Source organism: Mycobacterium sp. 1165178.9 (genome assembly GCF_001673555.1).
GTDB lineage: Bacteria > Actinomycetota > Actinomycetes > Mycobacteriales > Mycobacteriaceae > Mycobacterium.
Window position 1 is genome coordinate 1 of sequence record NZ_LZMB01000165.1, and the last position, 20,231, is coordinate 20,231.

Annotated in this window: 18 protein-coding genes; 8 read left to right on the top strand and 10 right to left on the bottom strand. The window is 67.8% G+C overall.

Annotated elements, in window-relative coordinates; translation table 11 throughout:
* Together A5652_RS07980 and A5652_RS07985 are read right to left on the bottom strand one after the other, a co-directional pair.
* Positions 1-1,161 (bottom strand): aldehyde dehydrogenase family protein (locus A5652_RS07980; protein WP_067348868.1); only part of this gene is annotated, 1,161 nt, incomplete at its 3' end.
* Between the two features lie 45 nt (positions 1,162-1,206).
* Positions 1,207-1,974, bottom strand: coding sequence for a class I SAM-dependent methyltransferase (locus A5652_RS07985; RefSeq protein WP_067348956.1), 768 nt, complete (start codon positions 1,972-1,974; stop codon positions 1,207-1,209).
* 65 nt (positions 1,975-2,039) lie between these two features.
* On the opposite strand from A5652_RS07985, the gene A5652_RS07990 reads away from it, so the two are divergent.
* The gene (locus A5652_RS07990; RefSeq protein WP_067348871.1) at positions 2,040-3,206 is read left to right on the top strand and encodes a glycosyltransferase family 4 protein; all 1,167 of its coding nucleotides are present in this window, start codon (positions 2,040-2,042) and stop codon (positions 3,204-3,206) included.
* On the opposite strand, the gene A5652_RS07995 is transcribed toward A5652_RS07990, so the two are convergent.
* Positions 3,186-4,904, bottom strand: coding sequence for a hypothetical protein (locus tag A5652_RS07995; protein WP_067348875.1), 1,719 nt, complete (start codon positions 4,902-4,904; stop codon positions 3,186-3,188). The genes A5652_RS07990 and A5652_RS07995 overlap by 21 nt on opposite strands.
* A 21-nt stretch (positions 4,905-4,925) precedes the next feature.
* Positions 4,926-6,239 (bottom strand): DUF3068 domain-containing protein, encoded by a 1,314-nt coding sequence (locus A5652_RS08000; protein ID WP_197513831.1) that lies wholly within the window; start codon positions 6,237-6,239, stop codon positions 4,926-4,928.
* A 169-nt stretch (positions 6,240-6,408) separates the two neighbouring features.
* Here A5652_RS08000 and A5652_RS08005 point away from each other — a divergent pair, with 169 nt between their 5' ends.
* Positions 6,409-7,581, top strand: coding sequence for an acyltransferase (locus A5652_RS08005; RefSeq protein WP_067348882.1), 1,173 nt, complete (start codon positions 6,409-6,411; stop codon positions 7,579-7,581).
* Here A5652_RS08005 and A5652_RS08010 read toward each other — a convergent pair.
* Together A5652_RS08010 and A5652_RS08015 are read right to left on the bottom strand one after the other, a co-directional pair.
* A complete protein-coding gene (locus A5652_RS08010; protein ID WP_067348886.1) occupies positions 7,578-9,050 on the bottom strand; it encodes an AMP-binding protein in 1,473 nt (490 codons plus the stop codon). The two genes, A5652_RS08005 and A5652_RS08010, sit on opposite strands and share 4 nt — an antisense overlap.
* Positions 9,043-10,023: a phosphotriesterase gene (locus A5652_RS08015; RefSeq protein WP_067348889.1), complete on the bottom strand. Its 981-nt coding sequence runs from the start codon at positions 10,021-10,023 to the stop codon at positions 9,043-9,045. Before A5652_RS08015 ends, A5652_RS08010 begins: the two co-directional genes overlap by 8 nt.
* 124 nt (positions 10,024-10,147) lie before the next feature.
* Here A5652_RS08015 and A5652_RS08020 point away from each other — a divergent pair, with 124 nt between their 5' ends.
* Positions 10,148-11,845 (top strand): acyl-CoA dehydrogenase, encoded by a 1,698-nt coding sequence (locus A5652_RS08020; protein WP_067348893.1) that lies wholly within the window; start codon positions 10,148-10,150, stop codon positions 11,843-11,845.
* Positions 11,846-11,896: 51 nt separating this feature from the next.
* On the opposite strand, the gene A5652_RS08025 is transcribed toward A5652_RS08020, so the two are convergent.
* Positions 11,897-12,844: a DUF5996 family protein gene (locus A5652_RS08025; RefSeq protein ID WP_197513833.1), complete on the bottom strand. Its 948-nt coding sequence runs from the start codon at positions 12,842-12,844 to the stop codon at positions 11,897-11,899.
* A 244-nt stretch (positions 12,845-13,088) separates the two neighbouring features.
* On the opposite strand from A5652_RS08025, the gene A5652_RS08030 reads away from it, so the two are divergent.
* Together A5652_RS08030 and A5652_RS08035 are read left to right on the top strand one after the other, a co-directional pair.
* On the top strand, positions 13,089-13,784 hold the full coding sequence (locus tag A5652_RS08030) for a TetR/AcrR family transcriptional regulator (protein WP_067348900.1): 696 nt from the start codon (positions 13,089-13,091) through the stop codon (positions 13,782-13,784).
* Positions 13,781-14,722, top strand: a complete 942-nt coding sequence (locus A5652_RS08035) for a R2-like ligand-binding oxidase (protein ID WP_067348903.1) — start codon at positions 13,781-13,783, stop codon at positions 14,720-14,722. Before A5652_RS08030 ends, A5652_RS08035 begins: the two co-directional genes overlap by 4 nt.
* A 9-nt stretch (positions 14,723-14,731) precedes the next feature.
* On the opposite strand, the gene A5652_RS08040 is transcribed toward A5652_RS08035, so the two are convergent.
* On the bottom strand, positions 14,732-16,150 hold the full coding sequence (locus A5652_RS08040; protein WP_067348906.1) for an NADP-dependent succinic semialdehyde dehydrogenase: 1,419 nt from the start codon (positions 16,148-16,150) through the stop codon (positions 14,732-14,734).
* A gap of 90 nt (positions 16,151-16,240) precedes the next feature.
* On the opposite strand from A5652_RS08040, the gene A5652_RS08045 reads away from it, so the two are divergent.
* Positions 16,241-17,887, top strand: a complete 1,647-nt coding sequence (locus tag A5652_RS08045; RefSeq protein WP_067348909.1) for an acetolactate synthase large subunit — start codon at positions 16,241-16,243, stop codon at positions 17,885-17,887.
* A 19-nt stretch (positions 17,888-17,906) separates the two neighbouring features.
* On the top strand, positions 17,907-18,380 hold the full coding sequence (locus A5652_RS08050; protein ID WP_067348913.1) for a DUF309 domain-containing protein: 474 nt from the start codon (positions 17,907-17,909) through the stop codon (positions 18,378-18,380).
* Here A5652_RS08050 and A5652_RS08055 read toward each other — a convergent pair.
* Both A5652_RS08055 and A5652_RS08060 read right to left on the bottom strand, forming a co-directional pair.
* A complete protein-coding gene (locus A5652_RS08055) occupies positions 18,357-18,947 on the bottom strand; it encodes a DUF488 family protein (protein WP_067348917.1) in 591 nt (196 codons plus the stop codon). The two genes, A5652_RS08050 and A5652_RS08055, sit on opposite strands and share 24 nt — an antisense overlap.
* An 18-nt stretch (positions 18,948-18,965) precedes the next feature.
* Positions 18,966-19,151, bottom strand: a complete 186-nt coding sequence (locus A5652_RS08060; RefSeq protein ID WP_067348960.1) for a DUF2945 domain-containing protein — start codon at positions 19,149-19,151, stop codon at positions 18,966-18,968.
* A gap of 102 nt (positions 19,152-19,253) precedes the next feature.
* On the opposite strand from A5652_RS08060, the gene A5652_RS08065 reads away from it, so the two are divergent.
* On the top strand, positions 19,254-20,165 hold the full coding sequence (locus A5652_RS08065) for a LysR family transcriptional regulator (RefSeq protein ID WP_067348920.1): 912 nt from the start codon (positions 19,254-19,256) through the stop codon (positions 20,163-20,165).
* Positions 20,166-20,231 lie beyond the last annotated feature (66 nt).

Sequence of the window (20,231 nt, forward strand, 5' to 3'; positions counted from 1 at the left end):
CTCCTGGGCGATCGTCATCTTGTTGTCGACGTCGGCGAAGACGGTGGGCTGCACGAAGAAACCGTTGTCCAGGCCCTCGGGGCGGCCACCGCCGCACACCAGCCGGGCGCCCTCCTCGATGCCCTTGGCGATGTAGCCCTCAACACGGGCGCGCTGCTTCTCCGAGATCAGCGAACCGATCTGGGCGGCCGGGTCCGACGGCGGTCCGACCGGCAGGGCCTGCACGAATTGACTCACCGCGTCCACGATTTCGTCGTAACGCGAGCGGGGCGCCAGGATGCGGGTCTGGCCCACGCAGGCCTGCCCGGTGTTCATGATCCCGGAGAACACCAGCATCGGGATCGCCGAGGCCAGGTCGACGTCCTCGAGGACGATGGCCGCCGACTTACCGCCGAGCTCCAGCGTGCACGGCTTGAGCATTTCCGCGGCGCGCCGGCCGATCTCCTTGCCGACGCCGGAGCTGCCGGTGAACGTGAACAGGTCGACGTCTGGGTTGGAGGTCAGCGCCTGGCCGGTCTCGATGCCGCCGGGCACCACCGACAGCACGCCCTCGGGCAGGCCGGCCTCGACGAAGATGTCCGCCAAAGCGTTTGTGGTCAAGGGTGTCTCGGCCGCCGGCTTGAGTACCACGGTGCAGCCGGCCAGCAGCGCGGGGCCCAGTTTGTTGACCGCGAGGAACAGTGGCACGTTCCAGGCGACTATCGCGCCGACCACGCCGATCGGCTCGCGGTGCACGATGGTCTGGCCGTAGGAGCCGTTGCGAATCTCGCGCCACTTGACCTGGTCGACGGCCGGGCCGGCGAAGAAGTTCATCGCGCCCATCGAGCCCATCCAGTGCATCGTCTCGATCGTGGTCGGCGGCTGGCCGGTCTCGCCGGCGAGCAGCGCGCTCAGCAGCTCCTTGCGCTCCTCCATCAGCTTGGCGGCATTGGCGATGACGGCCGCGCGTTCCTTCGGCGGCGTCGTAGGCCAAGGGCCATTGTCGAAAGCGGCGCGGGCCGCGGCGACCGCGGCGTCGACGTCGGCCGCCGCCGCCAGGGGTGCCTTGCCGAAGTACTCGCCGGTGGCCGGACAGCGCACCTCGATCACCTCGGAGGTCGACGGCTCCGTCCACTTGCCGCCGATGAAAAGCTTGTCGTATTCGGTCTTGATGTCGCCCATGGGCGCCACCCTACCCAAGCCGACGCGAAACGAGAACACGTTTCACTATTGGGGTTGGAGTACCAGCACCAGATTGCTCACCAGGAACTCCCGCAGCACCGGCACCCCCGTCAGCCACCATGCCCATCGTGGGTGGTAGCGGGGAAATGCGGCGACCATGACCCCGGTGTTCTCGGCCCAGCTCAGCCCCTCGGCGGCCGAGACCGCAAACAACGACGACCCGTAGTCGTTTTTGGGTCGGTGGCCGTGCTTGCGGGCATAGCGGCCGGCGGCGCGGGCGCCGCCGAGGTAATGCGTCATGCCCATCTCGTGGCCGCCGAACGGTCCAAGCCAGACGGTGTAGGAAAGCACGGCCAGTCCGCCCGGCTTGGTCACCCGCAGCATCTCGGCGCCGAGCTGCCAGGGCCGCGGCACGTGCTCGGCGACGTTGGAGGACAAGCAGATGTCCACCGAGTTATCGGCGAAGGGCAGCGCCATGCCCGAGGCGCGTACGAAGGTCCCCGTTCCCTGGGCGACGGCGGGCCCGGCCGCATGCATCTCGCTGGGGTCGGGTTCGACCCCGACATAGCGCAGGCCGGCATCTGTGAAGGCCGCCGCGAAGTAGCCCGGCCCACCGCCGACATCGAGCAGCGTGCGGCCGGAAAGCGGCTCGCCGTGGGCCGCTCGCCATAAGTCGCTCACCATGGCCGCGGTGTCGGCGGCCAGGGCGCCGTAGAAGCGGGCCGGATCCGGCTGCTCGTAGCGAAACTCCGACAGCAGCCGCACCGAGCGGGCCAGGGTCGCCCGGCGCGCGAAGATGTCGGTGGGCGCCACCGGCCACACCCTACGGATGTGTGGCTCTGCCCGATGCACATCATCGCCGGTTAGGCTGACGTCCAATGTCTTCCTTGCGCTCCGTGCTACTGCTGTGCTGGCGCGATACCGGGCACCCACAGGGCGGCGGCAGCGAAGCCTATTTGCAGCGCATCGGCGCGCAGCTGGCCGCATCGGGAATCGCCGTCACGCTGCGCACCGCCCGCTATTCCGGAGCGCCACGCCGCGAGGTCGTCGACGGCGTGCGGATCAACCGGGCCGGCGGACGCTACTCGGTATACGTCTGGGCGCTGCTGGCGATGGCCTCGGCTCGGCTGGGGCTCGGCCCGCTGCGCGCGGTGCGACCCGACGTGGTCGTCGACACCCAGAACGGGCTGCCCTTCCTGGCCCGGCTGATCTACGGCCGCCGGGTGGTGGTGTTGGTGCATCATTGCCACCGCGAGCAGTGGCCGGTGGCCGGGCCGGTGCTCGGCCGGCTCGGCTGGTTCGTCGAGTCGACGCTGTCGCCGCGGGTGAACCGGCACAACCAGTACGTCACGGTGTCGCTGCCGTCCGCCCGAGACCTGGTCACCCTGGGCGTCAACAGCGCGCAGATCGCGGTGGTGCGCAACGGCGTGGACCGGGCGCCGACGCAATCGCTGACGGGCCCACGGTCGGCGGCGCCGCGGGTGGTGGTGCTGTCGAGGCTGGTGCCGCACAAGCAGATCGAGGACGCCCTCGAGGCGGTCGCGCGGCTGCTGCCGCGGATCCCGGACCTGCACCTGGACATCGTCGGCGACGGCTGGTGGCGCGATCGGCTCGTCGAACACGTGCGGCGGCTCGGCATCAGTTCGGCGGTGACGTTCCACGGGCATGTCGATGACGTGACCAAACACCATGTCCTGCAAGGGGCCTGGGTGCACCTGCTGCCCTCCCGCAAGGAGGGCTGGGGTCTGGCCGTCGTGGAGGCGGCCCAACACCGGGTGCCGACCATCGGCTACCGCTCGTCGGGCGGCCTGTCGGACTCGATCGTCGACGAGGTCACCGGGATCCTGGTGGACAGCCACGCCGAGCTGGTGGGTCGGCTCGAAGAACTGCTCGCCGATCCTGTGCTGCGCGATCAACTGGGCGCCAAGGCGCACACCCGCAGCGGTGAATTCTCCTGGATGCAGAGCGCGGACGCGATGTGCGGCGTGCTGGAAGCGGTACACACCGGCCGCACGGTCAGCGGGCTAGTCACCGGGCGGGACTGAGCGGGCGCGGCGCCGCCACACACCGATCGTCGCGCCGGCGCCACCGCCGATCAGCATCGCCAGCCACGCCAGATGCGCGACCAACGTCGCCGTCCGCCGCCAGGCCGTCACCCCGGCGGTCTGCCCGCCGATCCGGTAGAGCGCAATGTCGTGGTCCCGATAGACCGGGGCCAGCGCGCCCAGGGTGCGGGCCGCCGCCCCCATGTCGCCCGCGCTGTCGGATTCCACCACCAGCCAGCCCACCCCTGCCGCGGCCAGCGCCGCCGGATCGGGCCCGGACAGCAGTAGCTCCTGCACGGCCCGGGCGTGCGAACCCTCCCCGGCAATGGTCGTCCCCGAGATCACCAGGTCGCCGGTGCTCAGCACGTCGGCGCGCACCCAGCGGGGCAGCGGGTCCAGCACCGGCGCGGGGCCCGACCAGGGGTACAGCCGCATGGTGCCGGCGGGCAGCACCGCGACCGTGCCCGGCTGGGTGTCGATCGCCGCTGCGACGGCGGTCCAGCCGCCCGGATAGCGCACCGGCGCGACCTTGCCGAACACACCCCAGGCCAGGTCGGGCAGCGCCAGCAGCAGCGTCAGGCAGCAGACCAGCGCCGGGGCGGCGGTTCCAGAAAGCCGTAGCCACCGGCGCAGCGTCACCACCGCGCCGGCACCCGCGAGGGCGTAGCCGGGCACCGCCAGCGCCACCCACTTCTGTCCGTCACGCAGCACCCCGAAAGCGGGCACGGTATCGACCACCGCGCTCAGCAGCTGCACGCCCGGGCCGGTCGCCAGCGCCGCCGGGACGAGCACGGACACCGCCGCGAGCACCAGCAGTGGCACCGCGGCGGGGCGCCGGATGACCGTCGGCAGGCCCGCCGCGACGACGCCCAGCAGCACCACCGCCGAGAACACCGCGAACAGCGTCGTGCGCGAACCGGGTACGGCCTCGCCGTTCCAAATTCCGCCGAGGCTGGCCAGGCTGGCCAGGGTGCCCAGCCCGGGCTCGGCGCGGGGCGCGAACGCCTCGACCCCGAGCCGGTTCGCCGCCGCGTGGGCGGTCAGTGACGTGCCCATCGCCGCCGCCGTAAGCCAGGGCAGCGCCGACACCAGCGCGGCACCCAACGCCGCCGCGGCGCACCACCGGCGCGGCCGGCCGGTACCGGGCGCCCCGACGCAAACCAGCGCCACCGTCGCGCCCATCAGCACACCGGTCGGGGTCAGCCCGGCCAGCGCGATCCAAAAGGCCAGCCCGCAAAACACGAATCCGCTCGCCGCCGTCGTCCGCAGCGTCAGCATTGCCGAGGCCACCCAGGGCAGGCAGCCGTAACCGACCAACAGGCTCCAATGACCCTGCAGAAGCCGTTCTGCGACATAGGGATTCCAGATGGCCACGGTGGTGCCGACGAACTGGCCGGAAGCGCCCGCGCATGGCAGCGCGACCGCGACCAGCCGGGCCGCCCCCCACCCGGCCAGCCACAGCCCGAGAATCAGCAGAATCTTGACCACGACGCCGCCGTCGACCAGATGGGAGGCCAGCGCCACCGCGAAATCCTGGGGGGTGGCGCGTGGCGCCGACGTCAGGCCCAGCGCGGTATCGGACAGATACGACCGCGGCGTCGACACCGCGTCGCGCAACAGCAGGTATCCGGGCGACAGGAGCGGCCCGACCACCAGCAGCGCCAAGACCAGTGCGTACCCGGGCCGGGTCCAGCGCACGGTTAATGCATCCGAGCCGGGCTATTCCCGGTCGTGCGGGCCATGCGGATGGGGTTCGGCCGGCCCGGCCGCGGTGGGCTCGTCCGGGCCGGGCGACCCGGATGGGCTCGGCGGGACAGGTGGCTCGGAGCCGGGCGCACCGGATTCCTCACGCGCCTCGGGACGCTGGGTGGGCAGCTTCTCGGTCTCGGCCTCGGCACCGGGCACCGGCTCCTCGAGGCCGCTGCGGCCGAAGAAGTCCTGGTCGCCGCGGTCCAGGCCGGGGTCGGTCAGCGCGCTCTCGCTGCGCAGGCTGAACGAGGCGAGCAGGCCGCCGCCGATCAGCGCGATCAGACCGACCGCGGTGAACGTGATCGGCAGCACCCGCGACCACAGCGCCAGCCGGTCCCGCTCATCGCGGGCGGCGTTGACCTGGGATTCGACGGTGTCTTCGTTCGAGGTGACCTTGTAGTCGGCCACGGTGAGCTCCGGCTTGAGCGGGTCGCGGGCGAAGTAGTGGTCGGCGTGCTCGGTCTGCTTGACGATGGTGCCCGACACCGGGTCCACCCAGAACGTGCGCTGCGCCGCGTAGTAGCGGGTCATGGTGATCTGCTCGTTCGGATCGCCGCCCTGGACGCCCCACATCGACGCCGACGTGGTCTGCTTGGCGTCCTCGTTGCCGGCCAGCAGCGACGGGTACGTCACCGGGGCCACCAGCTTGCCGTCGGAGTTATAGCCGACGTTCTGGGTGAACTTGTAGGTGGAAAGCCCGTTGACGTCTTCCTGGGCTTCGTAGTTGACGTCGAACGCCTTCTGCGCGATCGGGTCGAAATAGGGATAGGTCTTCTTCTCGGTGTTGAACGGGAACCGGTAGGACAGCCCATCGTGCCGCAGCGGCATCGCGGTGGGCGGGTTCTCGTCGTTGACGGCGCGCGGCTTCTGGACCGAGCCGCCGGCATGGGTGTCGTCCGACACGGCGAGCGCGGTCTTGCGATTGAGCGTGACGGTGTCGACGATCGCCAGCAGCAGCCCGCTGTCCTTCTGCTTGTCGGTTCGCCGCAACGAACTTCCGACCTGAAGCGTGACCACGTCGGCGTTGGCGGGGGACTCGACGCTGATCTGCTGCTGAGAGACGAGCGGCACGTTCTGGTTGACGACGACGTGATCGGTCGACAACGACGCGGAGTCCAATGCCGTCCCGGTGCCGTCACCGACCAGTGTGGCATCGACGTCGAGGGGAACTTTGGTGATCCGGCTGGTGGTGTACGTCGTCAACAGCAGCGCGGCGATCAGCAGGGCAGCTCCGAAGCCGATGATCCCGCATGCGGCGAACCGCAACATGACTGCTCGGTTCACGTCGCTGTGCCCTCCTCGATTCCTTGCTTTCATCAGCCGCGACCCGACCCGAGCAGCAGCCCGGGGCAAACTCGTCTGACCCTAACAGCAGAAAGTAAGGCGACGGCTTACCAACCTGTTGGGGTCCCCGGGTGTACCCATTCGCCGGGCAAACCAGCACAGGCAAACTGTGGTGGTGAGCGATGACCAGCGGGTGGGCGGGGTCCGCAGCTTCCTGCCGGCCGTGGAGGGCATGCGCGCCTGCGCGGCCATGGGCGTCGTGGTCACGCACGTCGCGTTCCAGACCGGGCACTCCAGCGGCGCCGCCGGCAGGCTGTTCGGGCGCTTCGACCTCGCCGTGGCGGTGTTCTTCGCGCTGTCGGGTTTCCTGCTGTGGCGCGGACATGCCGCAGCGGCAAGGGGTCTGGGACCCCGCCCGGCCACCGGCCACTATCTGCGGTCCAGAGTGGTCCGCATCATGCCCGCCTATGTGGTCGCCGTCGTGGTGATCCTGACCCTGTTGCCCGACGCCGACCATGCCAGCCTGACGGTGTGGTTGGCCAACCTGACGCTCACCCAGATTTACGTGCCGCTGACGCTGACCGGCGGGCTGACCCAGATGTGGAGCCTGTCTGTCGAGGTCAGCTTCTACCTGGCGTTGCCGATTCTCGCCCTGCTGGCCCGCACGCTGCCGGTGCGGGCCAGGGTGCCGGCGATCGCCGCGCTGGGGGCCCTCAGCTGGGCGTGGGGCTGGGTGCCCATCCATTCCGGGTCCGGAACGAATCCGCTCAACTGGCCGCCGGCCTTTTTCTCGTGGTTCGCCGCCGGCATGCTGCTGGCCGAGTGGGTGCACAGCGGGGTCGGAATTCCGCATCGCATCGCGCGCCGGCGGCTGGTGATGGCCGCCGTCGCGGTCGTTGCCTACCTTTTGGCGGCCTCCCCGCTGGCCGGCCCGGAAGGCCTCATTCCCGGTACGGCCTCCCAGTTCGCGGTTAAGACGGCGGCAGGCTCTGTCGTGGCCTTCGCCCTGGTCGCCCCGCTAGTGCTGGACCGGGTGGACACGCCGCATCGCGTCTTGGGAACCACCGCGATGGTGACCCTGGGCCGGTGGTCCTACGGGCTGTTCGTCTGGCACCTGGCGGCGCTGGCCATGGTGTTCCCCGTGCTCGGGACGTTCCCGTTCACCGGCCGTATGCCCACGGTCTTGGTGCTGACGCTGATCTTCGGTTTCGCGATCGCCGCGGTCAGCTACGCGCTGGTCGAGTCGCCGTGCCGAGAAGCATTGCGCCGCTGGGAGAAACGGGAGAAGCCGGGCGAAAAGGCCCAAGCCGTCGACGCCGAGGCTGATGCGATCGCGCCCTAGCTGGTTTCCGCGGCCGCCAAGCGCTCCATGATCTGGGCGCGGACCGCCGATCGGCGGGCCTTGCCCGCGTCGTCACGCAACGGGGTGTCGACGAATTCGACGGTGTGCGGCACCTTGTACCCCGCCACGTGATCACGCAGAAACTCTTGTACCCCAACGGAATCCAGTTCCGAACTGTCGACCGGGTGCACGAGCGCGTACGGCACCTGGCCGAGATCCTCGTGGGGGACGCCGACGACCAGGCAGGACAACACATCCGGGTGCGCCGACAGCGCGTTCTCGATCTCGGCCGGGTAGACGTTGCGGCCGCCGACGGTGAACATGTCGACCCGCCGGTCCGAGAGGTACAGGAACCCGTCGGCGTCGAAATAGCCGAGATCGCCCAGCGAGTCCCAGCCGTCGCGGGTTTTCGCCGTGGCGCCGACGTAGCGGTAGGTGGGCGCGCTGTCTGGGCCGGGCCGCATGTAGATCTCGCCGACCACGCCGGGCGGGCAGGGGTTGCCGTCGTCGTCGAGCACCTTCATCTCTCCTGCGACCACCACGCCGACCGAACCCCGGTGCGTCAGCCACTGGTCGCCGGAGATGAACGTCAGCGCCTGTAATTCGGTGCCGCCGTAGAGCTCCCACACTTTCTCCGCGCCCAGCAGGTCGATCCAGGCCTGCTTGATGGCGGGCGGGCAGGGCGCCCCCAGATGCCAGAACCGCCGGATCGAGGACAGGTCGTAGGCGTCCGGGTCTGCCTGGTAGACCGGCAGCGTCCGCTGCATGATCGTCGGCACCGTCGTCAGGAAGCTGACGCGATGGTCGGCGATCAGCCGGAGAAACCGCTCGGGGTCGAAGCGGCTCATCAACACCAGGTGATGGCGCATCAGCAATGCGATGGTCGCGGTGGTGAAGCCGGTGTTGTGCGACAGCGGCACCGGTACCAGCGTGGTGTCACCCTCCTGGGCGCCCAGTGGATAGCCGATCGCCGCCGGGATCCGGCTGTCGCCGCCGGACTCGATCAGCTTGGGCCGGCCGGTGCTGCCGCCGGATCCCATCGCTTTCCACACCGGCGAGACCGCCTCTGGCAGAGGGGCATCCGACAGCGCGGAACCAGGTTCGAAACCGGCTGGCACACTGGGGAACTCGGAATGCTCCCGGCCGACCAGCAAGGCTGGCGGTCGCAACTCGAGCAGACCCGCCAACTCCGCGTCGGGCAACCGCGCGGAAAGCGGCTGCGGCACCGCGCCCAGCTTCCAGCACGCCACCGCGGCCTGGATCCATTCGACCGAGTTGGGCAGCACCATCGTCACGTAATCGCCGACGCCCACGCCGCGCTCGGCATAGGCGCGGGCCAGCTGGTTCGTCGAGCGGTCGAGTTGGGCACGGGTCAGTGACACCCCGTCGCAGGTGACCGCCGGCTCATCGGGAGCGAGTTCGGCGAGCGCCGAAATCTGCGTACCGATCGGCGGGATCGGCTCACTCATACGCGCCCTGTTGCTCGAAGATGCGGCGCGGATTCTCGACCAACATGGTGCGCAACTGCTCGTCGGTGACGCCGCGCTCCTTGAGCGCCGGGATGACGTCATTGTGGATGTGCAGGTAGTGCCAGTTCGGCATCACCTGCGACACCAGCTCGTCGGGCAGCGCGTCGAAATAACAGTTGGCGTCGTGCGAGAGCACCATCTTGTCGGCGTGCCCGCGCTCGCACATCTGCACCACGGTGTTCACCCGATCTTCGAAGGGCAGGAACGCATCGATTCCGAAGCGGTCCATCCCGAGGTAGGAACCGGCCGCGATGAGCTCCTCGAGGTAGCCGATGTCGGTGCTGTCACCGGAATGCCCGATGATCACCCGGCTCAGGTCGACGCCCTCTTCTTCGAAGATGCGCTGCTGTTCGAGACCGCGCCGCAGCCCGGCGTGCGTGTGGGTCGAGATCGGCACCCCGGTGCGCTTGTGCGCCTGGGCGACCGCGCGCAACACTCGCTCGACGCCGGGGGTGACGCCGGGCGTGTCGGTGGCGCACTTGAGGATCCCGGCCTTGATGCCGGTATCGGCGATGCCCTGCTCGATGTCGCGGACGAACATGTCGGTCATGATCTCCGGGCCCCCGAGCTCGCCGCCCGGGCCGAGGTAGTGGAAGTACATCGGAACGTCGTTGTAGGTGTAAAGCCCGGTTGCCACAACGATATTGAGCTCGGTCTCGGCCGCCACCCGGGCGATGCGCGGGATGTAGCGGCCCAGGCCGATCACCGTGAGGTCGACGATGGTGTCCACCCCGCGGGACTTCAGCTCGTTGAGTCGATTGATGGCGTCGGCGACACGCTGCTCTTCGTCACCCCACGCTTCGGGATAGTTCTCCGCGATCTCGGTGGTCATGATGAACACGTGCTCATGCATGAGGGTCACGCCTAATGCCGCGGTATCGATGGACCCGCGAGCGGTATTGAGTTCTGACACGCCACTGATGCTAGGTCGGCTGGCACGTGACCAACAGGGCCGTTTTGTTCCAGGTACCCCGGCGGCCACCCGATTGCAGTACCGTCACCCTCGTCTTGGTCGAGAACCCGCTGGGAGTCACGTCATGTTGCTCAATCCGAATAACCTGCAACGCCGGTACCCAGACCGCCGCTCGGGGGAGATCATGGCCGCGACGGTCGACTTCTTCGAGTCCCGGGGCAAGGCCCGGCTGAAGTCCGATGATCACGAACGAGTGTGGTACTCGGAGTTTTTGGATCACATCGGCCGTGAGCGCATCTTCGCGTCGTTGCTGACCCCGAGCGCCTACGGTGCCGACGATTGCCGCTGGGATACCTACCGGATCAGTGCGTTCGCCGAGATCGTCGGCTTCTACGGGCTGAACTACTGGTACCCCTTCCAGGTCACCGCGCTGGGTCTGGGCCCGATCTGGATGAGCGCCAACTCCGACGCCAAGCGCAAGGCCGCCGCGCTGCTCGAGGGGGGCGAGGTCTTCGCCTTCGGCCTGTCGGAGCAGACGCACGGCGCGGACGTCTATCAGACCGACATGAACCTGACCCCGAAAGACGGCGGCTGGACCGCCACCGGGGAGAAGTACTACATCGGCAACGCCAACGTTGCCCGGATGGTCTCCACCTTCGGCAAGTTCGACGGCACCGACGAGTACGTGTTCTTCGCCGCCGACTCGCAGCACGATCGCTACGACCTGATCAAGAACGTGGTGAACTCGCAGAACTATGTCGCCAACTACGCGCTGCGCGATTACCCGGTGACCGAGGCCGACATCCTGCACCGCGGTCCGGAGGCCTTCCACGCCGCCCTTAACACCGTCAACGTCTGCAAGTACAACCTCGGCTGGGGCGCGGTCGGCATGTGTACCCACGCGATGTACGAGGCGGTCACCCACGCGTCCAACCGCATCCTGTACGGGACCGTCGTCACCGACTTCACCCACGTGCGCCGGCTGCTCACCGACGCCTACGCGCGGCTGGTCGCAATGCGGCTGGTCGCCACCCGCGCCTGCGACTACATGCGCAGCGCGTCGGCGGAGGACCGCCGCTACCTGCTGTACAGCCCCCTCACCAAGGCGAAGATCACCAACGAGGGCGAACGCGTCATCACCGCGCTGTGGGATGTCATCGCCGCCAAGGGCGTGGAGAAGGACACCATCTTCGAGGCGATGACCCGCGAAATCGGCCTGCTGCCAAGGCTGGAGGGCACCGTCCACATCAACATCGGGCTGCTCGGCAAGTTCATGCCCAACTTCCTGTTCGCCCCCAACAGCGCGCTGCCGGTGATCGGCCGCCGCGACGACGCGGCCGACGACGCCTTCCTGTTCGCGCAGGGGCCCACCGGCGGCCTGGGCAAGGTGCGCTTCGGCGACTGGCGCGCTCCGTTCGACAGCTTCGGGCATCTGCCCAACGTCGCGCTGCTGCGCTCGCAGATCGACGTGCTCGCCGACATGCTGGCCGGCGCCACCCCAGATGCCGCACAGCAGAAGGACATCGACTTCGCCTTCGCCGTCGGTCAGTTGTTCGCGACGGTGCCCTACGCCCAGCTCATCCTGGAGGAGGCCGGGCTGTCGGGCGCCGACGAGGGGTTGATCGATGAGATCTTCGCCGTCTTGGTCCGCGACTTCAACGCTTACGCCGTGGAGCTGTCGGACAAGCCCGCGACGACGGACGAACAAGCCCGCTTCGCGCTGCGGATGATCCGCCGGCCCGCCCACGATCCCGCGCGCTACGACCAGATTTGGAAGGATCACGTCCTGCCGCTGAACGGCGCGTACCGGATGCACCCCTGAGCTTAAGGCTGGCAGTGCCTGCGATTGCACCGAACGCACTTACCGAACGCATCATGCGCGCGTTTGATGGGCCTTCCAGCGATCGGGGTCGTCCTCGAGCGTGGCGCGGTCCCAGCTGGCGTGCACCGCGGCCGCTTCGTAGGTGTCTTGCAGGAACCCGAGGAGCGTCTGGTCGGGGTCGGCTGCCTGCCGCACCGCCTCGTATGGCAACAGGTATTCACCGAGATCCTTGTCGTAACCCGCCTCCTCGGGGCTGACCGGGTGATCGGCGAAACCCTCGGGTTCGGGATAGGCGTAGGCGTAGAAAGCGCCTTCGTCACCCCCGCCGGGAAAGAATCCGCAGCTGCTCAGTTCTCGCGAGTAGCCCTCAATCATCACCCAGTCACCACAATTGGGTGCGCCGCCCGGGTGGCGGGGCGCACCGCGCCCGGAAAATCTGGTGCACGCAAGATCCATTGCACCCCAGAAGAAATGGACGGGGCTGACCTTACCCATGAACCGTGAGCGAAACTGGCCGAGCACGCGGTTCGCCGCAAGCAGCTGGCGCCAGAACAGGTTGGCCGCATCGGGGTCGTATGACGCGTGTTCGACATCTTCGGCGAACGGCAGGGCCGGGTCTACCTCGTTGGGGTGCGCTTGGATGCGGGTGGGAAATCCCAGCTCGTCGAGCGCCCGCATAGTCTGCGAGTAGAACTCGGCCACCGATTTCGGTTCCAGGCGCACACTGCGGGTCGCACCGGTGGTGCTGCGGATCATCAGCATGTGCTCGATGAAATCGAACTCGATATCGAAGGCCGCTGTGCCATAAGGGATCGCCGACGTCGTCAAGCCACGCGGGGTCACATACGAGGTGACCTGCCACCAGTGGTTGACCATGGGCGAATGGGCCAGTCGGACCTTGCCGACAATCTGAGCCCACATGTGCAGTGTCTGCCTCGTCGGAGCCCAGTCGTCTACCCGTAGGCGGGGCCACGCAATGCTGTCGTGGTGCGTCGTCACGATCACTCCTTGGCTCTAGTCGGCGCCCATTTTCACCGGGGATAGTGCTCGTTTGCCCAATTTCTCGCTGCTGCGGCTCGGCGATCCGCCGCCGCGGCGTCGGTGAGGCCGAGCGCCCGGCCAGCCGGGCGTTGGGCTTCGAGTGCCCTGTCACCCGGGCACTGGGCCCGGCGGTCCCGCGCACCCTTGACTGTGAGCTTACTCACAGTAGGATGACCAGTGGTCATCTACTCCAGGAGGGGCATTGCCAACGGTCACCTGGGCGCGGGTCGATCCCGCCCGTCGCGCCGCGATCATCGAAGCCGCGGAGTCGGAGTTCGGGGCCCACGGGTTCTCCCGGGGCAGCCTGAACGTCATCGCGCGTCGCGCCGGGGTCGCCAAGGGCAGCCTGTTCCAGTATTTCGCGGACAAGCGTGACCTGTATGCGTTCATCGCCGACATCGGCAGCCAGCGGGTGCGCGCCTACATGGAGGACCGCATCCGCGAACTCGACCCGAGCCGGCCCTTTTTCGACTTCCTCACCGATTGGCTCGACGCATGGGTGGCCTACTTCGCGGACCACCCGCACGAACGCGCGCTGCACGCCGCGGCGACCCTCGAGGTCGACACCGAAGCCCGCGTCAGCGTGCAGAACGTCATCCACCGTCACTACCTCGAAGTGATGCGCCCGCTCGTCCGCGATGCGTGCAACCGCGGCGACCTGCGCGCGGATTCCGACACCGATGCGCTGTTGTCGTTGCTGCTGTTGATCTTTCCGCACCTGGCGCTGGCGCCCTACATGCGCGGCCTGGATCCGGTTCTGGGGCTCGACGAGCCCACCCCGGAGCAGCCGGCGCTGGCGGTGCGCCGGCTCGTCTCGGTGCTGGCGGCCGCGTTCTCGGCTGCGCCGAAAACCCCGCCGGTCAGCTCTACCCCTAAACGATCTGAGGAGGTCACATGAATCGCACCCGAATCCACTCGATGGTCCAGGGCGGTCTGAACTGGGACAGCCTGCCGCTCAAGCTGTTTGCGGGCGGCAACGCGAAATTCTGGAATCCGGCCGACATTGATTTTTCCCGCGATCGCGAGGACTGGGAACGCCTCACCGACGACGAACGCCACTACGCGACCCGGCTGTGCGCCGAGTTCATCGCCGGCGAGGAATCGGTGACCCAGGACATCCAGCCGTTCATGGCCGCGATGCGGGCCGAGGGCCGGCTCGGCGACGAGATGTATCTGACGCAGTTCGCCTTCGAGGAGGCCAAGCACGTCCAGGTGTTCCGCATGTGGCTCGACGCCGTCGGCATCACCGAGGATCTGCACAACTTCCTCGAAGACGTGCCGACCTACCGCACGATCTTCTACGAGGAGCTGCCGGACTGCCTGAACGCGCTGACGGTCGATCCGTCGCCTGCTGCCCAGGTGCGCGCGTCGGTGACCTACAACCACATGGTCGAAGGCATGCTGGCGCTGACCGGTTACTTCGGCTGGCACAAGATCTGCGTGGAACGCGGCATCCTGCCCGGCATGCAGGAGTTGGTGCGACGCATCGGCGACGACGAGCGACGGCACATGGCATGGGGCACCTTCACCTGCCGACGCCACGTCGCCGCCGACGACGCCAACTGGGGCGTCTTCGAAACGCGGATGAACGAGCTGATGCCGCTGGGCCTGCGCCTGATCGAGGAAGGCTTCGCCCTCTACGATCCGATGCCCTTCGGCCTGTCCGTGGACGAGTTCATGCAGTACGCCGCCGACAAGGGGATGCGGCGTTTCGGCACCATCTCCAGCGCCCGGGGGCGCCCGGTCGGCGAGATCGACCTCGACTACTCGCCGCTGCAGCTCGAGGACACCTTCGCCGACGAGGACGAGCGGGCGCTGGCGGGGGTCTCCGCCTAGCGGCCTGAGCTACTCGACCTTGTTGTCGCCCGCCGAGGAGCCGCTCCCGGTTTCCCCGACCCACACGGTCTTGGCGTTGACGAATGCGCGGATGCCGAGCCCCGCGAGTTCGCGTCCATACCCGGACCGCTTGACGCCGCCGAACCCCAGCTCGGGATAGGACACCGTCATCCCGTTGATGAAGACCTGGCCGGCCTCGATGTCGTCGATGAACCGCTGCTGCTCCGCCTCGTCGTTGGTCCAGGCGTTCGACCCCAGGCCGAACGTGGTGGCGTTGGCGATCTCGATGGCTTCGTCGATGTCGGCCGCCCGATACATCGACGCGACCGGGCCGAACACCTCCTCGGTGTATAGGGCCATGTCCTTGGTGATGTCAGTGACCACCGTCGGCGGGTAGAACCAGCCCGGCCCGTCGATGGGCTTGCCGCCGAGGCGGATCTTGGCGCCGGCGGCGGCGGCGTCGTCGACCTGCTTGGCGATCTCGTCGCGGCCCGATTCGGTGGCCAGCGGACCCACGTCGGTGTCCGGATCGGTCGGGTCGCCGACCGTCAGCGCCTCCATCTGCTTGGTGAACTTGTCGACGAACGCGTCGTAGATGTCGGTGTGAACGATGAACCGCTTTGCGGCGATGCAGGATTGGCCGTTGTTCTGGGTTCGGGCGGTCACCGCGGTCTTGGCGGCCTCGTCCAGGTTCGCCGACGGCATCACGATGAACGGGTCGCTACCGCCGAGTTCGAGCACGGTCGGCTTGATCTCGTCGCCGGCGATGGCCGCCACCGACTGGCCGGCCGGTTCGCTACCGGTCAGCGTGGCCGCCGCGACCCGGGGGTCGCGCAGGATGCGCTCGACCGCGCTGGAGGAGACGAGCAGGGTTTGGAAACACCCCTCGGGGAAACCGCCTCGGGCGATGACGTCGGCCAGGTAGAGCGCGCTCTGGGGAACGTTCGACGCGTGTTTGAGGATCCCCACGTTGCCGGCCATCAGCGCCGGCGCGGCGAACCGTACCGCCTGCCAGAGCGGGAAGTTCCATGGCATCACGGCCAGCACGACCCCGAGCGGTTGGTAGCGCGTGTAGGCCCTCTTCGCGCCCACCGCCTCGGCGTCGGCCGGCTCGTCGGCGAGCAGCTGCTCGGCGTTTTCGGCGTAGTAACGAAAACCCTTGGCGCACTTGAGCGCTTCGGCCTTGGCCGACTTCAGGGTCTTGCCCATCTCCAGGGTCATCATGGCGGCGACGTCGTCGGCCTCGGCCTCCAGCAGATCGGCGGTCGCGTTTGCCCACTGGGCGCGCTGGGCAAACGTGGTGTTGTGGCGGTAGTCGAGGAAGCGTTCGTAGGCACGGGCAATCGCGGCATCGACCTCTTGATCGGTAGCCGGGGTGAAGGTCTTCACTGTCTCGCCGGTAGCCGGGTTAATGGTGGCGATGGGCACGTCGGCCCTCCTTCATCGGGTTGTTGTGCTTGGTGGCTGAAAAGTCCAACACCTAGCCTGCCACTATCGTTCCCCTAAGGGAGGTGTCGGATGAGCAAAGCCGCTGAGCTGATCGTCAAGTGCCTGGAAAACGAGGGTGTTTCCGTCGTGTTCGGGGTGCCCGGCGAGGAGAACATACGTCTCGTGCAGGCGCTGGCCTCCTCGAGCATCCGTTACGTGCTCACCCGGCACGAGCAGGGGGCGTCGTTCATGGCGGAGATGTACGGACGGGTCACCGGGCGGGCGGCGGTGGTGTCTTCGACGCTGGGTCCCGGTGCCATCAACATGCAACTGGGGGTCGCCGACGCCACCACCAACAGCACCCCGCTGGTGGCGATCTCCGCCCAGGTGGGTCAGGACCGCGAGTACAAGGAGTCGCACCAGTACGTCGACCTGGTGTCCATGTTCGCGCCGATCACCCGGTGGGCCGCCGACATTCCGACCGCGCGCGCCATCCCGGAGATGGTCCGCAAAGCCTTCAAGCAGGCCGAGACCGAACGGCCTGCGGCGGTCTATCTCGCCGTTCCGGAGCACATCGACGCCGACGAGGCCGACTACGACCTGACGCCCTTGCCGCGCAATGTCGTTCGCGCCGACGCGCCGGCATTCCGCCAGGTCGCACGCGCGGTCGACATTCTGCGTAATGCGCGCCGTCCGGTGGTGCTGGCCGGGCACGGCGCGGCCCGTGCCGACGCGACCAAGTCCCTGGTCGGCTTCTCCGAGAAATTCGGCGTCCCGGTGGCCAACACCTTCCACGGCAAGGGCGTCATGCCCGACGATCACCCCAACAGCATCGGGACGCTCGGGTTCATGCGGCACGACTACGTGAATTTCGGGTTCGACAACGCCGACGTCGTCATCGCGGTCGGTTACGAGCTGCAGGAATTCGACCCCGTTCGGATCAACCCCAAGGCCGACAAGAAGGTCATCCATGTTCATCGCTTCCCGGCCGAGGTCGACGCGCACTATTCAGTGGACGTCGGGATCATCGGCGACATCAGCGCTTCGCTGGACGCGCTGAGCGAGGCGCTCGAGGACCACGTCTTCGAGGCCGATCCCGAAATCCCCGGGTCTGGTCTCCTCCACGAGGAATTCGCTCGTGGCCAACAGGATTCGCGCTACCCGCTGGCGCCCGCGCGGGTGGTGGCCGACACCAGGGCGGCGCTGGGCCGCAGCGACGTCGTCCTGGTCGACACCGGTGCCACCAAGATGTGGATGGCCCGGCTCTACCCGACGTACGAGCGGAACACCTGCTTGATCTCAAACGGATTGTCCACCATGAGCTTTGCCCTCCCTGGGGCGCTGGGCGTCAAGCTGGCGCAGCCGGAGGCCAAGGTGCTGGCCGTCGTCGGCGACGGCGCATTCCTGATGAACTCGCAAGAGATCGAGACGGCCGTGCGCGAGAAAATCCCGCTGGTGGTGCTGATCTGGGAGGACGGCGGTTACGGCCTGATCGAGTGGAAGATGGACCTCGAGCTCGGGGAGCACCACTACGTGCGGTTCGGCAACCCCGACATCATCAAGTATGCGGAAAGCTTCGGCGCCAAGGGATACCGGATCAACAGCGCCGAGGAGCTGCTGCCGACGCTGCGGACCGCGCTCGACGACGACGGCGTCTCGCTGATCAGTTGCCCCGTCGACTATTCCGAGAATCTGCGGTTGACCGACCGCCTCGGTGAGCTGGACGAAACGCTGTAATCCTCCGAATTCATTTCAGATGGCGGAGCGTGATCGCGACGAAGCGGGTCGGCCCCGAAATGCCCGACCGCGCGACGCGCTGGGCCGGCCACTTCCGCCCGGCAGCGCGGGCGTGCCACGGGTTCGGGATGACCTTTCGCTGGCGCCGGCCGAAACCCTCGCGTATGCCCAAGATCTGCTGGATCGAGGTCTTGCTTTCAACGCTCACGAGGTTTTGGAGGCCGCGTGGAAGAACGGTCCGGTCAACGAGCGGGAGCTGTGGCGAGGCCTGGCGCAGCTCGCGGTGGGGATCACCCACGTCCAGCGGGGCAACCTCAAGGGCGCAATCACCCTGCTTCGCCGCGCCTCCGGCCATCTCACCCGCGCGGATCGGCCGGCACCGCACGCCATCGACCTCGCCGGGTTGGTGGAGTATGTCAACGCGCTGATCGACGATCTCGCCGCCGGGGTCGACGTCACCGCGTCACGGCTACGACCCCGCCTCCTGGTCTGATGTGTCCGGTCCGGACAACATCGGCTCCGCCGGGTACGTCACGTGCTCGCGCTCGTCGACGACGGGTGTCGCCCCCCACTGACCGAGCCGGTGCTGACGCGGGGCGGATCCGCTCATCAGGTGCCACACCGTCCACCCTTGGGCGACAAGGTTATTCGCGATCAGTTGCCGGTGACATCGCCATGGCATGGGCTCGCCGCACATGATCACCAGTCGGTGTGACCGGGCCAGGGTGATCAGTCGGGCGAGGCCGCGCTGGTATTCGCTGGTGAGGGTGTAGTCGGCGTAGTTCTTGAAGCTCGCGTTCTGCCACCCGGCGTTGATGCTGGGATCGACGCTCTGCTGACGGCGGCGTCCCCCGAGCTCGGGAAGGTGGATGTAACGGATGCCGGCGTCACCCAGCCAGCGCGACATCTCCGCGCTACCGAACTGTGGGCTGCGTCGCGAGCCAGGCTGAGCGCGCACGTCGGCGAGCAGGTTGATGCGGGCATGATCCAAGGGTTCCAAGAAAGTCGGCACCGGGCATGTCCAGTGCCCAATGGTCCAGATCTCGTGGTGGTCGCCCATGGTTGCGCCGCGCCGGTTCTAGTCGATCTTTTCCAGCGCGTCGCCCTTGTGCATCGCGATGTGGCCGGTTTTGTCGCTTTTGATCGGGTCGTCTTTCGTGCAATGCCGTTTGTGGCCTTTGTAATCGGTGTCGTGCGTGCGCTTTTTCACGATGGCGCCGCTGACCTGGCCGGCTTCCGAATTCCATCTGACGTGATCTCCGATCTCGAACTGTTTCCCACCGTGCGCCTCCTTCGCATGCTTGGTTTCACGGCTGGAGCCTCGGCCACAAGACGAGTACCCGCTGGCGGCATGATCGAATGGCACATGCTGTTCCGTCAGCTGGAATACTTCGTCGCGCTCGCCCAGGAGCGTCACTTCGCGCGCGCCGCGAGCGCCTGTTACGTGTCGCAGCCCGCGCTGTCGGAGGCCATCCGCAAGCTTGAATCCGAACTCAACGTCCCGCTGGTGCGGCGCGGACAGAAGTTCGAGGGTCTGACTCCAGAAGGTGAGCGGCTGGTGCCGTGGGCGCGGCGCATCCTGGCCGACCGGGACGCCCTGAAACAGGAAGTCACCGCGTTGCGGGCCGGCCTGACCGGCGAACTGCGGCTGGGCGTGGTGCCGGCCGCATCGACGACCGTTGCGCTGCTTACGGATCCGTTTTGCGCGGCACACCCGTCGGTGCGGGTTCAGCTCGAGGTCAACCTACGCTCGGCCGGGATCGTCGAACGGGTGCGCAAGTTCGAATTGGATGCCGGCATCCTGTATCCGGACCAGCAGGACACGGCCGATCTGCTGGTCATGCCGCTGTACCACGAGCAGCCGGTGCTCATCGCCGCCGCCGAACTGCTCGGCGGTGAGTCGGAAACCATCGGATGGTCCGACGCCGTGCAGCTACCGCTGTGTCTGCTGACGCACGGCATGCGGGGCCGCCGGCTCATCGACGACGCGCTGGCGACCCACGGCCTGCAGGTCACCCCGCAGCTGGAAACCGATTCCGTGGCCGCGCTGTTCGCTCACGTTCGCACCGGTCGGTGGGCAAGCATTGTGCCGCAACCATGGATTCATACGCTGGGCGTACCCGTCGGGGTCAGCGTGCTGCGGCTGCGACGCCCCTCGGTCACCGCGTTGATAGCGCTGGTGACCAACAGGGCAGAGCCGGGCTCGCTGTTGGCCCGCGCGTTGCGACGGACCGCGCGTGAGGCCCGCATCGGTGCGACACTCAGCGAGTTGCCCTAGCATGATCGGCGCTGCCTATCAGCCGGTCGGAATCGCGTCTTTGACACCTGGGCGGGCGCCCTCTGA